Source organism: Bacteroides sp. MSK.18.37, from assembly GCF_019129155.2.
Lineage (GTDB): Bacteria > Bacteroidota > Bacteroidia > Bacteroidales > Bacteroidaceae > Bacteroides > Bacteroides ovatus.
The window spans coordinates 2,380,237-2,401,777 of record NZ_JAHOIB020000001.1 but is presented as its reverse complement, the minus strand read 5'-3'; the positions used below and the strand labels follow the sequence as shown (position 1 = coordinate 2,401,777).

Here is a 21,541-nt window from a genome sequence, read left to right as displayed (position 1 = left end):
TGCATATTTTTTAAGTTTAGAAAGAGACGGATAAACCGCCGGTTACAGTCATATAGGCCGGATAATTTGTGATTCCGGCATTTAATCTTTCCGGGTCCAGATCCTTTATTTTAGAGAAGGTAAGCAAATTTGTACCACGTACGAATAGTTTACATTTGTTTGCAAAGAATCTACCTGCCTTATTTTCAAATGTATAACTAAGTTCTACATTTTTCAAACGGAAAAATGAGCCATTCTCTGTCCAGAAACTGGAATCACGAAAGTTATTGCTTTCTGTCGTTGTTGTTAATCGGGGCATTGTACCTGAAGGATTATTAACCTCATGGTAGCGATTTAATGCTAATTCAGAGTATCCATTCAGACCATTATTCCAATAATAAGCGTTTGTACATAATTGAGTAATACCTGTATGAAGAGTTCCTAACATATAAAGTCCAAACCCTTTGTATTTGAGGTCTACATTGATTCCCCAAGTGGTTACAGGAAAACTTTGCCCTAGGCTCATACGGTCATTATCATCTACAATCCCATTGTTGTTTAAGTCAGCGTATGCAATATCGCCGTTTTGATATATACCGTATGATTGTAATGAGTGACCTTCTAATGGAATGTCTTTTCCAAATAATCCTAGTGCCTGTAAGCCAAAAATAGTACTAGTAGGCCGTCCAATGGCTTTACGATAGCTTTCCACTCCTTCTATTTCGTTCCATTTATCTAATTTATTTTTTGAATAAGTCATATTGGCTCCGACTGTGTATAAAAAGTCCCGTCCGATATTCCCTTTCCAGTTGATTGCAATATCTATACCTTGATTAGTCACCTGACCGATATTTTCATACATGGTATAATTCCCTGCTGTAGCAGCATATTGGGCGTTATTCACTCCGATGATGTCTTTTCTACATTCATGGAAATAATTGAGTTCTGTGCTTAGGCGATTATTAAAGAATAATCCTTCGATACCAATATTAAACTCTTGAGAGTATTCCCATGTTAAATCAGGATTTCCCCAGCGAGCTAAACTAACTTTATGATCTGTTTGATCCTGGAAGAAATTATAGTTGCCATTATTATTCCAACCAGTTTGATACAAGAAGAATCCAGTATTACCTGTATAGCCTAATACACCGAAACTTGCTTTTAGCTTCAGAAAGTTAACAGCCTTTGCTTCTTTCATGAAACTTTCGTTAGAAATTATCCATGAAGCTCCTACAGCCGGAGAAAAGAAAAAACGATCGTTTTTATCAAATTTGTTGGACCCCATAACAGCCAGAGTCAGCTCGGCTAGATAGCGTTTGTCATAACTATAGTTTAAACGCAGAGAGATGTTGGCATCTTTAAAATCTTGTGTCATTCCTGTCATCTCATTCTTTGTATACCGGAATGCGCCAATTGCTGAAAAGTCATGCACTCCTAATGTGCGTTCATATCCTATATCTGCACGCATACCAAAATAGCGGTAGGTATTATTGGAGGCTATCTTTTGCGTTTTGGGCAAATCCAGCTTTTTCATCTGTGTATATCGGGTGATAGTTTCACCGTCTAAATCACTGTAAGTGTCAATGGCATAAGTTGGATAAGTATTCCTTAATTCTTGACGTAAATAACTATAATTGTCAAAAGTTACATAAGCATTAAATGTCAATCCCTTAACGTATTTATTGAAGTCAAAATTTGCTCCAAGGTTTGTCTGGCTATTTACATACCTTTCGGAAGTGTCACCTCCATAAACCATATCTGCATATAAATTGTCTACTATCCGTGTGCTGGCTCCGAAGAATGGCGTGCCATCTTCATTGGGGGTAAACTGTCCCGATAATGTTTCATTAGGAATAATGAAAGGGTACTCATTGGGACGATTAGAAGATAATGTACTGAATATGCCTGCACCATCTTTTGCTCCCCAGTTTTTCAGTTCCACACGAGCTGCAACATCTGCTGTTACTGTAAGAAAATCGGTGATTTTAATATCCAGATTACCACGTGCATTCATACGGTGTAAAGCCGAACGTTCTCCTACTTTTTCTAATCCGGAACCGCCAGTATATCCACCAACTAATGCGTATTTCACACCTTCATTACCTCCATTAAACTCAATTGTACCTTTTCGGTAGATATTTTGGTTCAATAAGAACTCATTGTAATAATCAATATTTGGATACAATACATCATTGACTCCACTACTATTTCTGTATCCTTCTAATTGTTTGTTAGTATAATAAGGATTCATCCCATCGTTTATACGAGCTTCATTAAACAATTTTGAATAGTTGTAGGAATCCAGATATTTAGGTACACGTGTAGAGGGCTGTACACCGTATTCTACCCCGACACGAACAATTCGTTTATGAGCTTCTCCTCTTTTAGTACGTACCAAGACCACTCCGTTTGTGGCAGCTGCTCCATACAGGATTTTGGCTGTAGCATCTTTTAAAACTTCGATGGATTCTATTTCTTCCGGTAGGATATCATCTATCGGACGTTCTATTCCGTCAATAATAACCAAGGCCGTATTTGTTCCATTATTGTGTTGTCCGCGTACATATAATGTTGATGTGTTATAGCCCAAGCCGCCATCACCGGAAATAGCAATTAGTCCGGCAGCCTGTCCTTGTAAGGCATTGGATAATTGTAAATCAGGGTATTTTAATACATTTTCCATAGATAACTTGGATACTGTACCTACCAGGTCCCGCTGATACGTTTTTCCACCGTCTGCACGTTCGTGTATGTTTCTTTCTGAAGCATATAGATCTTCATTTTGTAATTTGATGACAGTGGGCTGTTCTTTTGCGAGGTTTATTACAACATCTTTATAACCGAACGCTTCAATTAATAAGGTTCCATCAGCTTTTGTTTTGAGTGCAAATTTTCCATTTGCATCTGTATAGTTTATAATAGAACCTTCACCGCTCAATACTGTTACTCCGCTTAGCGGTTTACCTGTGTTGTCTGTCACCAGCCCTTTCACTTCAATAAGGGCTGTTTTTTTCTTTTTAGGTTTATTCTGTGCTTCTAGCGAAGTGGCTATGCCGGATAATATAGCAGTGACAAACAGAATAAATATGAATTTATTATATCTTTTCATTTGATTAAGCCATTTTAATTACCAATATGGGTTTTGTTGCAAATTATTCAATGCGTCTACGTCATGTTGAGGCAAAGGATACCAGTAATTCTTCTTTGTAAAAGAACGCACTTCCGGAGTTATATCAATTTGTTCATAATCATAAGTCAATGTAGATTTGTCCGTGATACTTCCATGGTTAGATTCTCGTGGTGTGAATAATGCTCCCTTAATAGGATAAGTATCCTTGAATGTTTCTTCCAAGATCATCCAACGGCGGATATCCCACCAACGATGATTTTCAAACATTAATTCTACGGCACGCTCACGGCGATAAGCTGCACGGAATTTATCAGGATCGGCTACAATATCTGATGGCAGATCTGTTAAGCCAATTCGTCTGCGAAGAATATTAATAGCTTCTGCAGCTGATATAGGACATCCCTCAATAGTTGCCGTAGCACTTCCACAACCCTCAAATAGGGCTTCTGCATAATCTAAATAAATTTGCGAAGCACGGATATATATGGTGAGGAAGCGATAGTCCCACCAACAGTTTGGATTGTTCTTTTCAAGATACTGATTGCATTCCGGCCACATGAACTTTTTACACATAAATCCTGTGAACATTCGTTTATTGCAGTCTTTTTGAGTTAACATGTGCTGATAGGCTGCTCCTCCTTTGTAGGTTGTAATGTAATAGGTACGTCCATCAGCGTAATGTCCCCAAGTTGTTCCAGGTAAAAGGATGTTGTTATAGAAACGGGGATCACGATCCTCAAATGGCTTATGGGCATAGTCAAGTGCATAGCCGCTTCGTGGGTCATCAATCGGGTAATAAATACCGTCTGCTCCCTTCTTGTCAAACATGTTGACGATATTCAAACTTGGGCAGCACATGGAATTTCCATCTGGTCCCGAACCGAATGCAAGATCCTCATATTGCCAGAATGTGCGGATAGTGCGTTTTTGGTTTTGATTAGCAGCATTAGGAAATTGCCGCTTGACCCAAATGTACTCCGGTTGATGTACAGGTGGATATTTAAAATAGAAAACATTCGTATATTCTTCTTTACTAGCCAAACCATAGGGATAAGGGGCAGACTTACTTCCATCCATATAACGTATTACTTCATAAGCGGATTTTGCTGCGGATTTTGCGCGTTCCGTGTCATAGCCTTTGTTTTCTGTAGAATTTAAATCATTCTGCATCAATGGACTTGCATCAAACAACTGTGCCCATTCTTTAAGTGCCATTGCTGCAATTTTTGTGGGTCTTCCATAGTTTGGATCATCCCAACTATCAGGTAACATATAGATTGCTTTTTGTATATCTTCCATCATCCAGTCGTGTGATTCATGGTAGGTCACACGGGGAATATCATCATCCCCACCTTCAAAGACTTTGTCAATAATAGGCATCCCCCCATATCTTTTAATTATCTGAAAGTAGAACCAAGAACGATAGAAATAAGCTTGTCCCAAGATTTCATTTTTTTGTTCAGGTGTCAGGAGCCTTGTCGATATCATTAATTATGCGATTATTGATGCGTAATGCCTTATATGAACGAGATATGGCTGTACTTCCGCCGTTACCAATCTCAAAGGTTGTATTTGACTTGGCATTACTTAACCAGTTTCCGGAATGTAAAGTAAAAACGGCAGATGAATTATCTGTAGTTGCCATTTCGTCTGCAAAGAGACCGACAAATGCGCGTCCATTTTCCCAATTATCCATCACCATAACATTTTCCAATTGGTTGAAAGATTGATCTAAGAAACCTCGTAAGGAATAGTAATCCCTAAAGATATCATCTTCTGTCAATCCTACATCTTCCCTTTTATCTAAGAAGTCTTCACAGCTTGTCATCCCGCCAAGAATGAAAACTGAACAGATATATAATAATACTTTTCTCATCTTTATTTCTTTTGAATATGATTAAAATGAAACTCTTAGTCCTAAAGTGTAAGTACGGACAATCGGATAGCTGCCTACACCTCCTGTTTCAGGGTCCACGCGTTTGTCCCCTTTCCAGAAGGTTAGTAAATTATTCCCGTTCATGTAAACCTGAAGATTAGAGATATGTGCTTCACTCAACCATTTTTTAGGGAATGTATATCCTATCTCCATGTTCTTTAATCGTATATACGAATAGTCGGAATAGCGATAAGTACTTTCCACTTTGTTGTATGTATTGTTCAAGTGTGTAGCAGGTCGCATAACACCCGATGAATTAGCTGTTTCCGGCGTCCATCGTTCCATGGATTTTGGTTGAACACGTATGTTTGAAGCTGGAAAATCCCACAGATATTGATCGAACTGTAACTTATATATATTGCGTGGCGAATAGAGCATTGCACTGAAGTTAAGTCCTTTCCAATTGAACCCGAAAGAAAATCCGATGGTAGTCAATGGGTAATTCAATTCGTCTACAACTACCTTGTCGTTTGAGTTGATTATTCCGTCTCCATTGAAGTCTATATAGATAAGGTCTCCAGGAATTACTTGCGATGCTGTAGTACCATTTATAGCTGTTTGTGCGTAATTGAACACATCGTCTATCGAACCATAATTACCGATCGCAATAAAACGGTTTTGATAATCAATCGGTTTACCTGCAGCTTTCAAGTGCTCATCCGCATTTCTAGGATCATCTTTATAGACAATCCGGTTTTCGCTGGCTGCAAAAGTTAAAGCTCCCCAGTAATTAAAATTACGTCCGATTTTGTCATTCCAGCGTAACTCTAATTCTAAACCATGATTTTTCGTTTCTCCTCGGTTGATAGCGTTAAAAGTAGCTCCTACAATAGAAGACGTAGTTTGTGGGGTCATTAGAATATCTTTACGATTCTCTTTAAATAAATCCAAAGTTAAATCTAACTTATTCCATAAGCCAATTTCTATTCCAAAGTTATGTTTAGTCGCTTTTTCCCATGTTGAAGTCAAGTTAGCAATATCTCCTTCTGTATAGAGCGGGCTATGTGTGACTCCTTGTGTATTTCCTAATTCAATACTTCCTAAAGAATTAAATAATTGGATGTAATTCCAACGTGCAGCAGCTGCATCACTACCGACTTTTCCGTATGAATATCTAAATTTTAGGTTAGTCAGCACATCTCCAACATGTTTTTTTATAAAAGGTTCTTCTGAAGCACGCCATCCCAAAGAATAGGAAGGGAACAGGCCGAAGCGTTGTCCTCGGGCAAATTTTTCCGAACCTGTATAAGAGATATTCATCTCTGCCAAATAACGTTCTTTCCAGTTATAAGTAACACGTCCCACCCATTCTTCACGATAACTTGGGAATTTGATAACTTTATCATCTTTTGAATCAGATACTTGACGGTTCATCAGAGCTAACGCTGTTACATTATGACTCCCGAATGAACGATTATATTCCACAGAGAATTCGTAATATAACTTACGATTATAACCGTCCAAATTGTCATAAGAAACGTTGGGAGGTAGTTCAATATCCTCATCATTTGGCCATCGTTTTTCCAAAATCATGGGGTAAGTGAGAGAACCATCTGCATTGACTGTCGGATTAGAATAATCATATTCGCGATGGTATTTAATAATACTGTTTCTGGATTCAAAATCATTGTTACCCCAAATTTCACCAGTCTTTATACTAGAACGAGTAGTGGAAGCAGAGGTGTATGAAACTTTAGCGGCAGCTTTTAGTCCTTTAGTTAGAAAGTCCAGTTTTTGTTCCAAACGAACATCATACCATCCCTGAAAGGTTTTATACAGTTGTGATCCATTCGTATTCATATTACAAACAGGATTATAGCCGGCAGTAGATCCATCTCCCCAATAGCCATCACTATACTTTATCGGGAAAGAATTGGTTGGTGCCGCAATGATTCTAGTGTACACATCATCAGCAAAGTTGTCATTGCGGTATCCCATTTTCCCTGCAATATTTACTGATAAGGAAGTCGTTTTAGTTAAATTAAAATCTAAATTTGAACGCCAGTTATAACGGCGATAGTAGTTTCTTGGATCAAAATTCTCCTGTTTCTGTAAATCATAAATATCACCGTCATTTTGATAACCGATGGAGGCGAAGTAACGCATGAAATTGGTTCCTCCGCTGATATTCACATTATATTGTTGGGAAAAAACAGGTTTAACCAACTCATCCCACCAGTCTACTTGTGGAAAGACATCATTATAAGGGCCGTAGTTGCCTGTATCAAAAGCATTTGACCAAGCATTGATGACAGATTGTTTAATTTGTTGATTCCAGTTGTTGTCATTAGCTACAGCTTCATTATACATTTTCATAGATGTAACATAATCTGCCCATTCCATATTTGCAGTAGTCTGTTTAATACCAAAGCTTGTAGAAAAATTGATGTTTGGTTTCTTATCTTGTCCGCGTTTGGTTGTTAACAATATTACACCATTTGCACCTCGAACCCCATATACGGCTGTAGCAGAGGCGTCTTTTAGAATAGATATAGACTCGATTTCATTCATGTCAACATCGTTCATATCCCTTTCTATACCATCCACTAATACTAAAGGGTCAGAGTTTTGCCAGGAAGCCTTACCACGAATGTACATTTTGGTATCACTTGCTCCAGGCTTGCCTGACGTATTGATAGCTACCAAACCATTTAGTTTGCCTTGTAAAGCCTCTGATACAGAAGTAATATTACCTCCTTTCAACAATTCTTCTCCTTTAGTTTGGGTAATAGCGCCTACACTTGATACCTTTTTCTGAATACCATAACCTACTACCACTACTTCTTCTAGTTGTTTGCTGTCTTCTTCCAGAGAAATGATAGGCTCTTTTTTCAGATCATCCACTTTGATTTTCTTTTCTTGATAGCCGATATAAGAGATTTTGAGTACAGCATTAGCAGCTACAGATAGCGTAAACCGACCATCTATGTCAGAAATGGTACCATTCGAAGTGCCTTCAACAGTAATATTTACTCCTATTAAAGGTTCATTACTTTTTGCATCTACAATTTGTCCTTTAATGCTATGATTCTGCCCCCAAAGTAGAGGAGGAGAGAGTAGCAGAGCTAGAAAGAGTAGACACATCCACTTAAATTCCAAGTTTTGATGTTTCATAGTAATAACGTTAAAAAGTTGTGTGTATAAAAAACATTCTTATTTCTTTTTTTCTGTTTTGGGTAAGGTTCTACTATACAGCGTTTAGCCCATATTTGGTAAGCCTTTGTCATTTCAACTACTTTTTGCCATAGCATTATTGATGAACAATAATGCTATTGGCAAAATGAGATAATTTGATTTTATAGTAATATTCTTTAAAGATCTCATATGTATAAATTTGAAGTAAACGTCGTGCTAACTTTATTGATTATTCTGAACTTTATCCATTAATACCTTCATCCAGTATCCTCCGATCACCGAACGGGCTCTGAAGCCTACCCATCTACCGCTGTCTGTATGGTGCCAGTCGCTGATAGGTACACGAGATACTGTTTCATTGATATATTTATAGACAGGGTCAGAGAATTTCTGGAAGGTTTCCTTATCTAAAGACATAGCTGCCGTCCACATGATCCAGTCGGATTTTGTGTATTCTTTACGAGAGTCCAGAGGGAGCCCATAAGGATTCTGTTTTGTCAAATAATAGTTAATCTCTTTTCTGATAACATTATTAGGAAATAAATTCAGGTTCCACAACTTATCCCAAACCATGTTATATTTTTGACTCCAAGTGTTCTTTCTGTCAAAAGCCAAACGGTAATGATCACCCTCATTCGCCATTTTTCCCATTTCACTGCCATTTTCTTAGCTATAACAGCATATTTTTCAGCTACATCATTCAATCCGAGCATCCGAGCCATTTCACTGTATCCGGCCACTCCCATGATCGCTTTCACGGAAAGATTGGCATTATGAGCCCAATGTCCGGCGAAGTCATCCGTGCAAAGTTGGTTTTCCGGGTCCTGTCCATACTAATAAACACTACTGTATCTATTTGATTATCTGGATATTATAAATTAGCGTATTGTTACTGTGTTGTGCTTTACATCTTTTTCAAGTAAAATTAAAGTGATTTTTCTCTCAATAAAGTCACTTATTTTCATTATTTTATTATTCTATTTTCTTTCGGATGAACTCTAAAAATGGCGAAAACATCAATAATTAAGTATTGCAAAATTGGCTGTTCTTAATTTATTTCATATTTTTGCAACGACGGTTGACTCAACAGCCGTTGAGAAAAACTTATTGATTATGAAGTTTTATAATAGAGAGAAAGAAATTGCAGAATTGAAGCGTGTACAAGAGCTTGCATTTGGTCAAAATTCCAGAATGATTGTGGTAACAGGCCGTAGGCGTATTGGAAAAACCAGTCTTATAAAACAAGCTCTGAAGGGAACACCTACTGTATATTTTTTCATTGGAAGAAAAGCAGAGAGTATATTAGTCGCAGATTTTATAAAAATAGTACGCGAGACATTATCTATTTTTATTCCGGATGGCATATCTAACTTTACTACTTTGATACAATATCTTTTCGAAATAGGAAAAACACGTTCTTTTAATATTGTTATTGATGAATTTCAGGAGTTTTATAATATCAGACCCGATGTTTTTAGTGATATGCAAAATCTTTGGGATGAATATCGGCAAGAAACTAAAATAAATCTTGTAATTAGCGGCTCTGTATATTCATTGATGCAAAAGATATTCACGGATCATGGAGAACCATTATTCGGACGTGCTGACAATATTTTATGTCTTCGGTCCTTCAATACAAAAGTGCTAAAACAAATTATGGAGGATTTTGCGCCCGGATATAGTAATGATGACCTGTTAGCTTTGTATACACTGACTGGAGGAATCCCTAAATATGTAGAGTTATTCTGTGACAACCAAGCACTTTCTGTTGACCGGATATATGACTTCGTTTTTTCAGAAAATTCCTTGTTTATAGATGAAGGACGTAATTTGTTGATTACTGAATTTGGAAAAAATTATGGCATTTACTTTTCCATCTTATTAGAAATAGCAAATGGGCATTATACACAAGGGGAAATAGAGTCAGTACTAGGGGGGATATCTATCGGAGGTCATTTAAGTAAATTAGAAAATGTGTATAATTTGATAACTCGCGAACGGCCTATTTTTGCGAAACCAGGTACTAAGAAAAATGTACGATATATTATTGGAGATAATTTTCTAAATTTCTGGTTTAAATACATCGAACGGAATCGTTCATATATTGAACTACAGAATTTTGAAGACCTGCGTCAACTAGCAAAGGCTGATTATCAGACTTATTCAGGCAAAGTGTTAGAAAACTATTTTAAACAGAAATTAGCAGAAGAAGGTGGGTTTAAAGAAATTGGTTCCTGGTGGGAAACTAAAAGTTCTACAAACAAAGAACGATTAAACTCTTATGAAATTGATATTGTAGCTCTTAAATCAAGTGGAAAAAAAGCCCTTATAGCAGAAGTTAAACGGATGCCAGAAAATAATTATGTTCATTCAACGTTCATGGAAAAAGTGGAACATTTAAGGCACAAAGAGATGGCAAAATACGATATTGAAACACGAGTCTTAGGATTAGAAGACATGTAACTTTATGTAAATAAGATGACGCGACTATCCCTAAAAATCCCCAGTTACAGCAATTCAATTAGCTTGGATCCCAATACTCGTTCTATCGTCACTGTTTCTACTTTTTTGTTATTTGTAAATTTAATCTTAAAGAATGAATTAATAAGAGATACTCATTCTTCTTAACTTAAAGCCTTTTATTTATATCAAATTCTTTATTATCATATCCGCAGCATACTGTAAGCAATTTAAACAGCCTGTCATTGAACTCGATTTAGACAATGACAGGCTACTTAATTATTTATCTTATATTGAATATTAAATTATTGTCGTGATTCAATCACGTAAGTCGTTTACAGAATCACGCCTAACTTATTCTCTTATTTTATGGTATTTATCTGCTAATCCATAAAATATAATTAGATCATCAGGCTGGTTCTTAATTTTTCATTATTTACCATTCAATCTGCTGATCTTCGTCTGGAATCTGAGTATTGAGATTTCGTTCCAGTAGCATTGTTCCTTTAACTTTATAAAGAACTTCTTGATTCCGAGAAGTTACATCTTTAAAATCATATTCAATAGTAAATGAAACATAGCGATGTTTTAGATAAGGTCGTGTAGCATCCATAGTTTCCGTTACACTGTAAGCAGGAGTACCGTATAGCTTAAATCCAATCTTTTCTTCGTTATCTGCCCACATACTCAATGATTTGTCTTCATTGAAGCGTATATATATTTTATAAAGTTCCCGTTCATCTCTTGATAAATCTTCGCTCATTAAACCGGCATAAAAGAAAATAGTATTATTATCTACCACATATGCTGTACGATTATTGGTTACCATCGGTTTATTATCAGTACTTCCATTTGCATTTCGAATATACACTTCCATTGTACTTGTACTATATGAACCGGAATAATCGTTAAAAGGAATTACACGCAATAATGCTTTTGCATAGTTTTTACGTGGATGACCTTGATAATTATAAGAAGCATCATCAACGATAGTTAGAGGCAACACCCATTTATCTGTCATATTGATTCCTCTCAAATCAAAATCAATATTTAGTTGTTCCACACATGTTCCTGCAGGAATATGAACTATTTCCGGGAATTCATATTTATCTTCCTCCAATAGCGTATACCATAAATCTGTACGCCCGCTGAAACGTTCTCTATTTAATATTTCCAAGGTATCCTCATATAGTGCTACATGGACATCTATATCTTGTTCGTTCGTAGTTGACCCACTAACTATAACCGGTAACTGATAGCGTACTTTTCCATCAGGGTTGTATCTCACATATATTGGAGTTACCCCATTATCTTTATCTTTTATAGGTGCTTTAAAAGAAATATATTGCCGATACTGCTCATCTTTCCACTCATCATTACAAGAAGTGATCAAGAGCAACATACATAATGCAAACCAACAATTATATATAATTTTCATACTTATATCATTTTAAAATTAATCATTGTATGTCCAACCCGGATTTTGTGTCAACAGCTTATTGCGTTTCAACTCCTCATGACTGATAGGCCAGAAATATAATTTGCGAGAAAAAGCAGTTGGAAGTTCATTGACTACAATTGGTGAATGAAACGCTGCTCTATTTTCTTCAGTCATAAGAGCATCACAACCATATATTTCCATTGACTCTTCAATCGGAGCGTCTTTCCATCTGCGGAGATCAAAATAACGATGTCCTTCTCCCATGAGCTCTATCTGTCGCTCATGCTTCAATTTCTTACGGAATACATTCCGGTCTTGATACTCTGGCAATGTATAATCGGGAACCCCTGCACGGCAACGAACAGGACGAATACCTTTTTTCATTTCATTTATGTCACGTTTGACAGAATAACTGGCAGAGCCATCCCAAGATGGAATGTCGTATGAAGAGCCATCTTCCAACTCATTCAAAGCTTCAGCGTAAATCAATAAGATTTCAGCAAAACGAATAGCAGGTTCCGTTTTTAGTTTGACATAGTCCTTATTACCTTTTGCCGCAGAGGTATCGTCCGGATGAACAAATTTCATGATTCCAATACCAGTGCGAAGCCAAAAATTGGAGTTAGTATATCCATTACCATTACCACGATAATAAAATACCTGTTGCTCTACGGGTTTAGGATCTTTAAGCGTTGAATTATTCAATAGAGGCCATACACAACCATTAAAAGCAACTGAAGCATAGAAGCGTGGTTCACGCCATGCATACTCTTTCCATACTCCTTTCTTTAAATAAGGATATGTTCCTGCCTTCCCTTCCTTTTCAGACACAAAACGGTTCTCAACTTGGCAAGTGTCCAAAAATGTCTGTCTGTTAAACTCAGAGCCATTATACATATAGTAAGCATCACACATCTTTTGTGTCATACCATGTGTATTCCAGCCATTGGCACTGGTAGGCAATTGATGTAATACCATATCTGCAAGATTGCGGTCACCCTGATTTTGTCCACGACTAAAAATAAGTTCAGGATTATCAAACATAGACAGGGCTCCATTAAAAACTTGTCGATAGGATTCAAAGGGGTCAATATCCCGATATCCATTTGGCCAATCAGCATTTTCAAAATCATTATCAGAATAAGGAGGAAGTGTCTTCGGATAACCTGCAGCGGCTTCATCTCTTTTCTTCACAGTGTGTAACACATAACGGTGTCCATAATTGCTTCCCGGGAGTTCCATAACGTCTCTTGCTGCTGCAGCGGCTTTGGCCCATTTGTATTCATTATATTCCTGTGCTAACAAACATCTTCCGTCATGATCTACCAAATCTGTAAATCTTTCGGTATCTTCAGGACGAGGGTTATTAATAGGACTTGCCGCGTATAATAGAACTTTTGCGCGTGCTGCTAATGCGGCCCCTCTAGTAGGACGAGAGGTATGATTCGCTCCCCTGTCCAAAGGTAAGTCCTTAGCCGCCAAGCGCATTTCTGATTCGATATATTCTACGCATTCATCATAGGAATTACGTTGACAAGCCAAATCATCATAGCTGGCTGTATAATCGAGTCCTTCCTCCGGCAATAAAGGAACAGGGCCATATTTACGGAGTAATAACCAATAATAGTAAGCGCGTACAAAACGGGCTTGTGCTTTCAGGTCAGCTCTTTCAGCTTCTGTAAACTCCATATTCATGTCGATATTTTGAATGAAAATGGATGCCTGACGAATGCCTTTATAACTGGCTCCCCATGATTGTCGGTCTCCTTCACTATAAGTCCCTGTTTTAAAGGTGTTATAAATATCACGGTCACCAAAATAAATATCATCGGCAAAACACCACAGTATATTATCTTTGATTCCAACATCCATATTCTCTCCTTTAAGATAGGAATAAGCATGAGCTAACCATTCTTCCGAGTATTTTTCATTAGTAAATACATCTTCCAGCGTCATACGGTCTTTAAAATTTTTATCCGAATCCAGCTGGTCTACACACGAAACGGTGATTGTCCCTAACAGGGCACCTATACAAAACTTATATATCTTTTTCATTTCACACATATTGATTAGATATTAACAGTCAATCCTAAAGTCATTACCCTAGACAGTGGGTATTCCGCCCCTGTGGAACTTCCTAATTCCGGATCCCATTCTTTAAATTTAGCGAATGTCAATAAATTGGTACCAATAAAGAATACACGTATATTATTGAACTTAATCTTATTTACAATTGATTTAGGCAATGTATACCCTACTTCTAAAGTCTTCAAACGTAAATATGAACCATTTTTTAGCCAGAAAGTGGACTTTTGTTGATTATTATCATTTCCACCATAGCTAAGACGTGGATAAGAAGCATTCGGATCTTCATTAGCAGGAATTCCAAGTTTAGCTGCTGTGTCTGCATCAACCCAACGATTAGCTACTAAATTTCCCAAAACATTTCCCCACTGACTATCCTTGAAGGCAAATACCGTAGAACCATTAATGAAGAATGAAGACTTTCCTGCTCCTTGAAAATGGACATTGAAATCAAATCCTTTCCATTGTGCAGAGATACCAAATCCGTAAATCAGATTCGGTTTGGTAGTCGCACCGATAGCTACTTTGTCACCATCATTGATTACACCATCTCCATTAACATCTTTATATTTAATATCACCCGGTTGTACTTTTCCCCATGCTGTCTGTTGAGGACTGTTACGAATATCATCATAATCTTTAAAAAGACCTAATGCAATCAAACCTTTAGCTTGGTTTACACGGTAACCCGCTTCTGTCTGGTAAGGATAAACAGTATTTTCTTCATCCTTCTCCAATATCTCATTTTTACTATAAGTAAAATTACCACGAACCGTGAGGTTCACTCTGTTTATTTTCTGTTTATAGGCAAAATGGCCATCAAAACCTTGCGAACGTACACTACCCACATTTGCTTTAGGATTACTTCTCACAATTCCTACTATACCAGGTAGATATTTACGTTCCATATAAATACCATCGCGTTGTTCATGGAAATAGTCTACAGTGGCTGTAAACTTATCATTAAACAAAGAAAGGTCTACACCTATATCGTGCTTTGTTGCAATTTCCCAAGTAACGTTTTCAGAAGCTAATTGAGTATATGCCATACCATCATAAGAATTGCCATAACCATAATCACCCCAATTCCAACCAGGAAAGGTTACGTCCTTATCATTTTCTTTATATGACTTAGCAATTGTATATAGATAAGGAAAACGTTCACCCAATTTATCATTACCTACTTTACCATAAGAGTAACGCAGCTTGAACATATTCATCCATTCCAGATGTTTCTTAATGAATTTCTCTTCTGCAATGTTCCAAGCCAGAGAAAAAGCAGGGAAGAATCCGAATCGATGTCCATCGGCAAAGTTTTCTGATCCGTTATAACCGAAGTTAAAATCTATGAAGTAACGATAATTCCAGTTATAACTAGCACGTCCTGCCAAGCCCATATGACGTTTAGCAATGCCATTCTTTATATCTGTACCAATATCTACAGTAGTCCGATAAGCATCTTGGCTATATTTTAAAGTACCACCTACGTGATGCGCTTTGAATGCACGATTGTAGTGTAAAATTGCTTCTAAAAATTCAGTCCGGTTACCTGTTGAAATAGAGCTTTGAGTCATTTTTTCTTCGGTTCGCTGTTCTTTAAAAGTAATTTCCCCATCAGTATTTCGAAAACGTTCTGCGCGCCATGTTTGAGGCATTTTTTTACGGCTAATTTCGTTTGTGTTGTTAGTGTCGAAACCAAAACGACCTTCAAAACGCAATCCTTTAGTAATAAAATCCAGCTTCTGTTCTAAAGAAATATTAGTCTGAACCTTATTTTCCCAGATTTCAAAATATCCAGTTTGTGTTGCCAATACCCATGGATTGGAACGATCATCTTCTTTTCCAAATGCTGGTACATAACCATTGGAATACATTACTGGAATACTAATCGGACTTTGATTTATTAACGATGCCCATACATTTCCACCTTGTCCAGGAGCATTACGTTTCTTTAAAGAACCGGAAACACCGACTTTCACAAGAGTTGTTTTTGTGATGTCAATATCGGTATTCAAACGATAATTCCATCGTTGACTACCGGGATTGGTATTATAATCTTTACGAACTGCTTCATCTGTCTTATACATACCTTCTTCACTAATATAGCTAAGCGAAACAAAATAACGTGCTGTACTACCACCACCGTTCATATTTACATTAGCACGATAAGTCATTGCTCCATCTTTCAATAATACATCTTTCCAGTCTACATTCGGATATAAATCCGGGTCAAGTCCTAAACGTAGAATTTCCAATTCGTCATTCTGATAGATCGGTTCTTGATTACGAGTAATACGTGCTTCATTCATCATTCTAGCATGAGTGTACCCATCTACAAATTCCGGTGTGATAGTCCGTGTGTTATAAGATGTTTCCACTTTAGCACTGATATTGATTTTACCAGCTTTACCATGTTTTGTTGTAATCAATACTACACCATTAGCACCACGAGGACCGTAAATTGCTGTAGTAGAAGCATCCTTTAAAACAGTAAACGATTCAACATCCTCAATATTAATTTCATCGAGGCTACGCTCAAATCCATCTACTAACACTAAAGCCGAGTTATCAGCTCCGAAAGTAGAAATACCACGAATCCAGAATTCCGAAGTATTTTTTCCAGGCTGACCGGATGTCTGCATAGCTAGAACACCTGCCACATTACCAGCCAAAGCATTTGAAAGATTTGCTGTCGGATTTGCTTTCAGATCATTTACATTAACGGTAGTCACCGCTCCAGTCACAGTTAACTTCTTTTGTGCACCGGTTCCTGTAATAACGACTTCATCAAGCTCACTTGCTTCAGATTCCTTCATAATTACATTGACTACCTGCTGCCTTTTCACTAATACTTCCTGTTTATCAAAACCTATGTACGAGAATACTAGTCTTGAAAACTCTTCAATACTAATTTTATAACGTCCGTTAATATCCGTAATTGCTCCTAAGCCAGCCTGATCTTTTACTGTTACATTGACACCGACCAGTGGCTCTTTATTCGTATCCGTCACTACTCCCGTTACTTCAATTTTTTTCTGCGCAAAAGTGGCAACAGAAACCAGTAACAAACAAATGGTGATAAAATTCTTTATTTTCATGTGTTTTTTCTTTTATTCGGTTATTGTTCTCCCTCTTCCGGTTGACTCTCTTCCGGATGTTCTTCTGTCGCTTCAGGAATCTTTTCTAATGCTATCTTCCGGATACGATGATTGTTCACATCACCCACATAAAAAGTTTCTGTATCTTCATCATAAGCTAAAGCATAAGGATAATTAAAACGTGCTTCATCACGTAAATGGCCATCCACATATCCATTAGCATGTACATTCATTCCTGTGCTTCCTCTTCCAGCAAAAGTAGAGACTACTCCATCCGGAGTCAATTTACGTATACAGTGATTATTACGATCCGTAAAATAGAAGTCATAACAATCCTCTTTATTCGCATCCTCATACTCTTTGTTAAATACGAAGACTCCCTGTCCGGGTTTATTCAAGCGTGCTTTTGTTCCTGCCAAATCTTTATAATCTGCTTGTCCGGGTTGTCCACAAACGATATACGGAGTTGTAAGCCGCTTGTTAACTCTGTCATAATTTGAACGGAGAATATAGTGCTGATTCTGTACCATCATATAAACATAATCACCAGATGGATGAACGATAAAGTTAAATTCCCAGTTGGCATCCTGAATCGTAAACAGTTCTTCTGCATGAGCTTTATTATCATTTGCCCCCCATTGGTAAAAATCATATCTGAGCACAGCCCCTGAACCAAAGAAATTATAGTATAATTCACCATTTTCCGGGTGTATCATTGAGTTCTGACACCCTCTACTTGTGGTCAGACGTTTTACTACAGGATTCTGGAAATCTGTAACATCAACCATATCATTATCTTGGTTACGGATTAACATTATATTACTTGCGGCATTATCAGCTCCTTTTGAGCATGCTATAATCATAGTATCTTTACTTAAAGTCCATGACATGCTACGCAAGCGGTCAGCTCCTTCCGAACTACCGGTTATTCCAGTGTATATTCTTTCATTTTTCAAATCCAATATACGCATCGGCTTACCATTACCATTATTTTCTGCATCCTGAGTTAAATACAGGATATCGTGGTTTTTCGGGTCAAATTCGAACCATGCAGGAAAATCTATTTTACCACAGTCACTAAAAGGACCTTCCTTTATAATTTCTCCATTACCCTTCTCATCTACATATCCACATAAAGTTGATACGACCTTTTGTGGAACATATTTATATTTTGATGATACTATAACATCCTGTTCACCGACTTTTACTTCAATAGTTCCTTCGTAACATTGTTGCGGGGTAATACAGTACAAACTATTACCTTTCGCATTAATTACTTTTGCTTCTTTCCCGCCTATTTTTACAAAGACAATAGAGGAATCAGTACCGAAATTACTACCGTAAATAATCATTCGAGTGTTTGCTCCTCCTGCTTTGGGAGCAAAATCCGTCACAGTCACCGGTTGGCTGGGATCATAAGGTTCCGCAGACGCATCTTTATCATCTTTACAGCTACTGAAGCAAATCGTAAAGAGTAATAATAGAGCCATCCATTGAAATTCAATGATCTCATGTCTCATAGTTTTACATTTCATAATACACTAGATTTAAATTATTGATTATTCTGAACTTTATCTATTAATACCTTCATCCAGTATCCTCCGATTACTGAACGTGCTCTGAATCCTACCCATTTACCGCTGTCTGTATGATGCCAGTCACTGATAGGTACACGTGATACTGTTTCATTGATATATTTATAGACAGGATCAGAGAATTTCTGGAAGGTTTCCTTATCTGATGACATAGCTGCCGTCCACATGATCCAGTCGGATTTTGTGTATTCTTTACGAGAATCCAAAGGGAGTCCATAAGGATTCTGTTTTGTTAGATAATAATTGAGCTCTTTTCCAATTACATTATTAGGAAATAAATTCAGGTTCCACAATTTGTCCCAAACCATATTATACTTCTGGCTCCAGGTATTCTTACGGTCGAAAGCCAAGCGATAGTGGTCGCCCTCATTTGCCATTTCCTCCCATTTCACCGCCATTTTCTTAGCTATTGCTGCATATTTTTCGGCTACATCACTCATTCCAAGCATACGAGCCATCTCGCTGTACCCAGCTACTCCCATGATAGCTTTTACAGAAAGATTGGCATTATGGGCCCAATGGCCTGCAAAATCATCTGTACAAAGTTGGTTCTCTGGGTCCTGTCCAGACTAAACTGCCATTTATCAATTGTTTGAAATACAGATGATTATCTTTGCTCTGTATTGTCTTTGTGTTGTTATGGCTATTAAATAAAGTACAAAATTCTAACTTATGAGCAGACTTTTAATAAATAAAAAGTTAATGGATAAATGTAGTGGTAGTCTAAGATGAGAAATGGACTAATCTGAAAAAATGAATATTTTTCCTCTCTCTCTTTTCATTTATCCATGTAATTTCTTTTATGACATAAAAACTAGCAACATTTTAAGATATTAAAAATCAAATAGATTGAATAATTACTCTTGTTGAATGAATTCGACGTAAATAAAACTTTCTGGAATGATTTATCTATCTTTTTATGCTATTTTGCAGAGAAATGTTATTGTGTGATAGCTTAAGGTAATAAGGAAAGTAGATGTTAGAACCCCATTCAGGAGTCCATAGTGTGGTTTATTTTAAACCAATAAGTAGTTTCTTTTAAAGGTAGGAAATGTTCCTTTTAAACCAACGACTTGTTTCATTATATCAAAACTTGTTTTCGATAGTAGGAAAAAATACATGTTTATAAAGAATTATGCTATATATATTCAATAAAAGGAATATATATAATGTAAATGTGACTTTCTTTTTTCTATTTAGCAATTCAATAGAATCTTAATTCTTCTGCATATATGAAAAATAGAACATGATTTGAAATAACTAAGATGAAATATTTCAATCTTTACCTGGCAAGTTTAGCTCGAAGTTCTTTTAGTCTTTTTGCAGCCTGTAGATTATCAACCTTTATATATCTCATGAATGCAGATGGACTCTTATGCCCGGATATGCGCATAAGTTCTCCGGCAGGAAAGCCGGATAAATACATATTTGTGCAAAACGATCGTCGGCAAGTATGAGAAGAGATCATCTCCCATTTTTCATAGACTCTCTTTTCCCGTTCTTTCCCTTTCTTGCGAACGACTTCGATCTTCTGTTTTAGTTTTGCTCTTCGCCCTAATTCTTTAACCCTTTCGTTGAATATATATCTAGGAATTTTAGGTAAATCATAGTTGTACTTCTTGAGTATTTCCGGTACATAATCGATCATAGGGATTATGACAGCTTTATGCACTTTTCTCTGTTTGAGATTTATAATCTCATTATCTAAGTCAATATGTTCGGGACTTAATGTTGAGAGATCACTATATCGTAGTCCTGTAAAACACCCAGTAATAAAAACATCTCTAATCTCTTCCAATTGCTTATCATCTGACAAGTCTAACTCGTGTATTGTTGAAAGTTCCTTTTCACTTAAATAAATAGCATCAGTTTCTTCTTCTACGACCTTAAAATGCTTCAAGTCAATTGGAGGAATAACTCCTTTATCTATTTGATAATTAACAAATCCCTTTAACAAACGTATAATTTTTCCTGCAGAATTAGTGAGCAAGCCAACACTCCCATCGGGCTTTATAACCTTATAAAATAAATAGTCCATGAATTCATTGTAAAATATAAGATTCAGGTTATGAAAAGTAATTGGCTGCGATGAATGTTCTTTGAAAGCGATCAGATGTTTACGAAGTGTTCGGTAGTCTTTTATTTGGTCTGCAGAAACAACAAGAGCTTTTTCTGTAATATATCTTTCTAATGCGTCAAATATATCTACCCGATTAGGACGTAATTCATATTCTCTATTTTTTTTTAATTCAAGTAAAACAAAATCTACGGTTGGACTTATTCCGTTTATCTTAGCATATGTAAGAATTTCTCCAAGCTTGGACGTTATTCTAATCAGGCAGGCATCAATTTCATCATAGTTTGGACAAGCGCGCTTAATCCATCTCTTTTTAGAATCCCAGTGTTCCGGTTTAATACTGTATCCAGTAGAGATGAGCGTACGCTTAGTTCGATTGTAGTTATATCGAACATAGAGGACAGTAGTCCCCTCTCGAGTGACGTACTTTGGTTTAATATATGGAGTATATTTTGCGATAGTAAATCTGTATTGCTTTCGTATTGCAAAATTACAAAAGCTATTCGATATGAGCAATATCTCATCGTTAAAAGCTAGAACCTCCAAAAACATTGTACTATCTTAATAAAAGTGGATAAATATTGCTCAAAAAGGAAAAAAACTAC

The 21,541-nt window shown here is 36.8% G+C and carries 10 protein-coding genes and 2 pseudogenes; 1 reads left to right on the top strand and 11 read right to left on the bottom strand.

Going from position 1 to position 21,541, the window contains the following annotated elements; translation table 11 throughout:
* Positions 1-16: 16 nt before the first annotated feature.
* From KSX81_RS10060 to KSX81_RS10040, 5 genes and pseudogenes are all read right to left on the bottom strand, one after another.
* Positions 17-3,088 carry a SusC/RagA family TonB-linked outer membrane protein gene (locus KSX81_RS10060; protein ID WP_004322442.1) on the bottom strand — a complete coding sequence of 1,024 codons (3,072 nt, stop codon included), beginning with the start codon at positions 3,086-3,088 and terminating at the stop codon, positions 17-19.
* 18 nt (positions 3,089-3,106) lie between these two features.
* Complete coding sequence (locus KSX81_RS10055; RefSeq protein ID WP_004322441.1) at positions 3,107-4,597, bottom strand: RagB/SusD family nutrient uptake outer membrane protein; 1,491 nt, start codon at positions 4,595-4,597, stop codon at positions 3,107-3,109.
* Positions 4,569-4,985, bottom strand: a complete 417-nt coding sequence (locus KSX81_RS10050; RefSeq protein WP_004322440.1) for a hypothetical protein — start codon at positions 4,983-4,985, stop codon at positions 4,569-4,571. The genes KSX81_RS10055 and KSX81_RS10050 overlap by 29 nt, the downstream gene beginning before the upstream one ends.
* Before the next feature lie 21 nt (positions 4,986-5,006).
* A complete protein-coding gene (locus KSX81_RS10045; protein WP_217725629.1) occupies positions 5,007-8,159 on the bottom strand; it encodes a SusC/RagA family TonB-linked outer membrane protein in 3,153 nt (1,050 codons plus the stop codon).
* A gap of 243 nt (positions 8,160-8,402) precedes the next feature.
* Positions 8,403-9,013: pseudogene (locus tag KSX81_RS10040) on the bottom strand (glutaminase domain-containing protein); the annotation flags it as partial.
* Between the two features lie 280 nt (positions 9,014-9,293).
* Here KSX81_RS10040 and KSX81_RS10035 point away from each other — a divergent pair.
* The gene (locus KSX81_RS10035) at positions 9,294-10,643 is read left to right on the top strand and encodes an ATP-binding protein (protein ID WP_032852256.1); all 1,350 of its coding nucleotides are present in this window, start codon (positions 9,294-9,296) and stop codon (positions 10,641-10,643) included.
* 433 nt (positions 10,644-11,076) lie between these two features.
* Here KSX81_RS10035 and KSX81_RS10030 read toward each other — a convergent pair whose 3' ends face one another.
* From KSX81_RS10030 to KSX81_RS10005, 6 genes and pseudogenes are all read right to left on the bottom strand, one after another.
* Positions 11,077-12,078, bottom strand: a complete 1,002-nt coding sequence (locus KSX81_RS10030; RefSeq protein WP_004322433.1) for a DUF4973 domain-containing protein — start codon at positions 12,076-12,078, stop codon at positions 11,077-11,079.
* An 18-nt stretch (positions 12,079-12,096) separates the two neighbouring features.
* Positions 12,097-14,136, bottom strand: coding sequence for a RagB/SusD family nutrient uptake outer membrane protein (locus KSX81_RS10025; RefSeq protein ID WP_044919141.1), 2,040 nt, complete (start codon positions 14,134-14,136; stop codon positions 12,097-12,099).
* 14 nt (positions 14,137-14,150) lie between these two features.
* Positions 14,151-17,264 carry a SusC/RagA family TonB-linked outer membrane protein gene (locus KSX81_RS10020; RefSeq protein ID WP_004322435.1) on the bottom strand — a complete coding sequence of 1,038 codons (3,114 nt, stop codon included), beginning with the start codon at positions 17,262-17,264 and terminating at the stop codon, positions 14,151-14,153.
* Positions 17,265-17,284: 20 nt separating this feature from the next.
* A complete protein-coding gene (locus KSX81_RS10015; protein ID WP_004322436.1) occupies positions 17,285-18,799 on the bottom strand; it encodes an IPT/TIG domain-containing protein in 1,515 nt (504 codons plus the stop codon).
* A 17-nt stretch (positions 18,800-18,816) separates the two neighbouring features.
* Positions 18,817-19,425, bottom strand: a pseudogene (locus tag KSX81_RS10010) (glutaminase domain-containing protein); the annotation flags it as partial.
* Positions 19,426-20,141: 716 nt separating this feature from the next.
* Positions 20,142-21,488: a site-specific integrase gene (locus tag KSX81_RS10005; protein WP_004307639.1), complete on the bottom strand. Its 1,347-nt coding sequence runs from the start codon at positions 21,486-21,488 to the stop codon at positions 20,142-20,144.
* Between the last annotated feature and the right edge of the window lie 53 nt (positions 21,489-21,541).